Source organism: Candidatus Andeanibacterium sp. (genome assembly GCF_057143545.1).
In genome coordinates, this window is record NZ_DBNHSF010000089.1 from 1 (window position 1) to 3,151 (window position 3,151).

Sequence of the window (3,151 nt, forward strand, 5' to 3'; positions counted from 1 at the left end):
GCTGATCGCGGGCTACGCGATGCGCGCGCGCGCCGCCTATATCTATGTCCGCGGCGAATTCATCCGCGAGGCCGAAACGCTCTCTGCTGCAGTCAGGGAAGCCTATGAGGCGGGCCTGTTGGGCAAGAACGCCTGCGGGTCGGGCTACGATTTCGACGTCTTCGTCCATCGCGGCGCGGGCGCCTATATCTGCGGCGAAGAGACCGCGATGCTCGAAAGCCTCGAAGGCAAGAAGGGCCAGCCGCGATTGAAGCCGCCATTCCCGGCCGGCGCGGGCCTCTATGGTTGCCCGACCACGGTCAACAATGTCGAGAGCATCGCCGTGGTGCCGACGATCCTGCGCCGCGGCGCGCCGTGGTTCGCCAGCTTCGGGCGCGAGAACAACAAGGGCACCAAGCTGTTCCAGATCTCGGGCCATGTCGAGAAGCCCTGCGTGGTCGAGGAGGCGATGAGCATCCCCTTCCGCGAGCTGATCGAGAAACATTGCGGCGGCATCAGGGGCGGCTGGGACAATCTCCTCGCGGTGATCCCCGGCGGCTCGTCGGTGCCGTGCTGCCCCGCGAGCGAGATCATCGATGTGCCGATGGATTTCGACGGGTTGAAGGCGATCGGATCGGGTCTCGGCACTGCCGGCGTGATCGTGATGGACAAGTCGACCGATATCGTTCGCGCGATCTCGCGCCTCTCCTATTTCTACAAGCACGAGAGCTGCGGCCAGTGCACCCCCTGCCGCGAAGGCACGGGCTGGATGTGGCGGGTGATGGAGCGTCTCCGGGTCGGCGATGCCGAACTCGAGGAAATCGACATGCTTCTCCAGGTCACCAAACAGGTCGAAGGCCACACGATCTGCGCGCTGGGCGACGCCGCCGCCTGGCCGATCCAGGGCCTGATCAAGCATTTCCGCCCCGAACTCGAACGCCGGATCGCCGAGCGGTCGGGTGCAATGCAGGAGGCAGCGGAGTGAAAGCGAGCCACTTCATCTCCGCTGCTTTGGCAGGCTTGGCCTTGGTGCTTGCCGCGCCGGCAATCGCCCAGTCGAACGACGACGATTACACGCCGCTCAATTCGCGCATCAAGCGCGACCGGCAGTTCCCGACCGATCTGTTCTACCGTTTCGATCCCAGCACCTGGTCCGACGTCCAGAAGGATCGCAGCAAGGAAATGATGGGCCAATTCAGCCGTTGCCTCTGGCGCCGCTCGAATACGAAGTCGCTCGATCTATTGGAAAAGACCGATCTGGGCTTCATGAGCTTTGAGCAGATTGGCCAGGATAACGACAAGGCGGCGCGCATCCTTGGCATTAGCGACTGCCTGAGGCGAGTTGCCGAAAGCCAGAATTCCGGCCTCATGATGCGCTGGACTGTTCCAGGGATTCGCCAGTCGCTGCTGCGGGAGGCCTATTTCGACAAATACCCGGAACGGCCAGATTGGGTCAGGCCGGGATATGTGATCGACGAGCGTACCCTGCCGCTGTCGGGCAACAACCCTTCCATCCTGTTCACCCTCGACCTTGCCGATTGCATGGTCGCGGCGGATCCTTACAGCGTCGACCTCTATTTTCGCACCGCGAGCGGCTCTCCGCTCGAAAGCGAAGTGTTGCAGGAACTCATTCCGCATATTGGCCCGTGCCTTCCGCAAGGAATGCAGATGGAGATCGATCGCGATTCCCTGCGTGTCTGGCTGGGTGAGGGATTGTGGCATGCGGCCAATCACAGCAGCCCGGCACCTCCTGAACCTGTCGGGGAGCAGCAGTAATGCCCAAACTCACAGTCGACGGCATCGAAGTCGAAGTCCCCACCGGAGCGACCGTCCTGCAGGCGTGCGAGGCCGCGGGCAAGGAAATCCCGCGTTTCTGTTACCACGAACGCTTAAGTATCGCCGGTAACTGCCGGATGTGCCTGGTGGAAGTGAAACCCGGGCCGCCCAAGCCGCAGGCCAGTTGCGCGCTCCCGGCGGGCGAGGGGCAGGAGATCCGCACCGACAGCGAGATGGTCAAGCTGGCGCGCGAAGGGGTGATGGAATTCCTCCTCATCAACCACCCGCTCGATTGCCCGATCTGCGACCAGGGCGGCGAATGCGACCTCCAGGACCAGGCGATGGCCTATGGCCGCGGCGCTTCGCGCTATGACGAAAACAAGCGCGCGGTGACCGAGAAATATATGGGCCCGCTGATCAAGACGGTGATGACCCGCTGCATTCATTGCACAAGATGCATCCGCTTCTCCGAGGAAATCGCCGGGGTGGACGAGATCGGCGCGCTCTATCGCGGCGAGGACATGCAGATCACCACCTATCTCGAACACGCGGCCAAGCACGAGCTGTCGGCCAATGTGATCGATCTTTGCCCGGTCGGCGCATTGACGTCACGGCCCTACGCCTTCGAAGCGCGGCCGTGGGAGTTGAAGAAGACCCTCTCGATCGACGTTTCGGACGCGGTCGGGGCGAATATCCGCCTCGATTCACGCGGACGCGAGGTGTTGCGCGCGCTTCCGCGGATCAATGACGACGTCAACGAGGAATGGATCTCGGACAAGGCGCGCTACCAGGTCGACGGCCTCACCCGCCGCCGGCTCGACAAGGTCTGGATCCGCAAGAAGGGCAAGCTGGCAGAGGCCAGCTGGGACGAGGCTTTCAAGGCGATCGCCAAGGCCAAACCGGGCAAGAAGATCGCCGCGATCGCCGGCGACATGCTCGATTGCGAGACGATGTTCGCGGCCAAGGCGCTGTTGAAGGCTTGCGGCTCCTCGCTGGTCGAAAGCCGCCAGACCGGGATGGATTACGACACCTCGAACCTTGCGGCAGTGAATTTCAACTCGACCTTCGCGGGCATCGAGCAGGCGGACGCGATCCTCATCATTGGCAGCCACGTCCGCTGGGAAGCGCCGCTGGTCAATGTCCGGCTGCGCAAGGCGGTGAAGGGCGGGGCCAAGGTGTTCGTGGTCGGGCCTGAATGGGAGACCACTTTCCCTGCGACCTTCCTCGGTGACGACATTGCGGTGCTTTCGGACCTTCCGCAGGATGTCGAGGACGCGATGGCGGGTGCTGAGAGGCCCGCGATCATCCTCGGCGGCGGCGGGATCGCGGCGGGCGCGCATGGCGCGGCGCTGGCGCTGGCGGAAAAATACAAACTGGTGCGTGAAGGCTGGAACGG

General features: G+C 63.3%; 3 protein-coding genes. All 3 read left to right on the forward strand.

Annotation, left to right across the window (positions count from 1 at the left end; genetic code table 11):
* A partial coding sequence (gene nuoF, locus AC16XC_RS05540) for an NADH-quinone oxidoreductase subunit NuoF (protein WP_484033649.1) occupies window positions 1–964 on the forward strand: 964 nt, incomplete at its 5' end.
* On the forward strand, window positions 961–1,755 hold the full coding sequence (locus AC16XC_RS05545; protein WP_484033650.1) for a hypothetical protein: 795 nt from the start codon (window positions 961–963) through the stop codon (window positions 1,753–1,755). The genes nuoF and AC16XC_RS05545, both read left to right, overlap by 4 nt.
* On the forward strand, window positions 1,755–3,151 hold a 1,397-nt coding region (gene nuoG / locus AC16XC_RS05550; RefSeq protein ID WP_484033651.1), incomplete at its 3' end, for an NADH-quinone oxidoreductase subunit NuoG. The genes AC16XC_RS05545 and nuoG, both read left to right, overlap by 1 nt.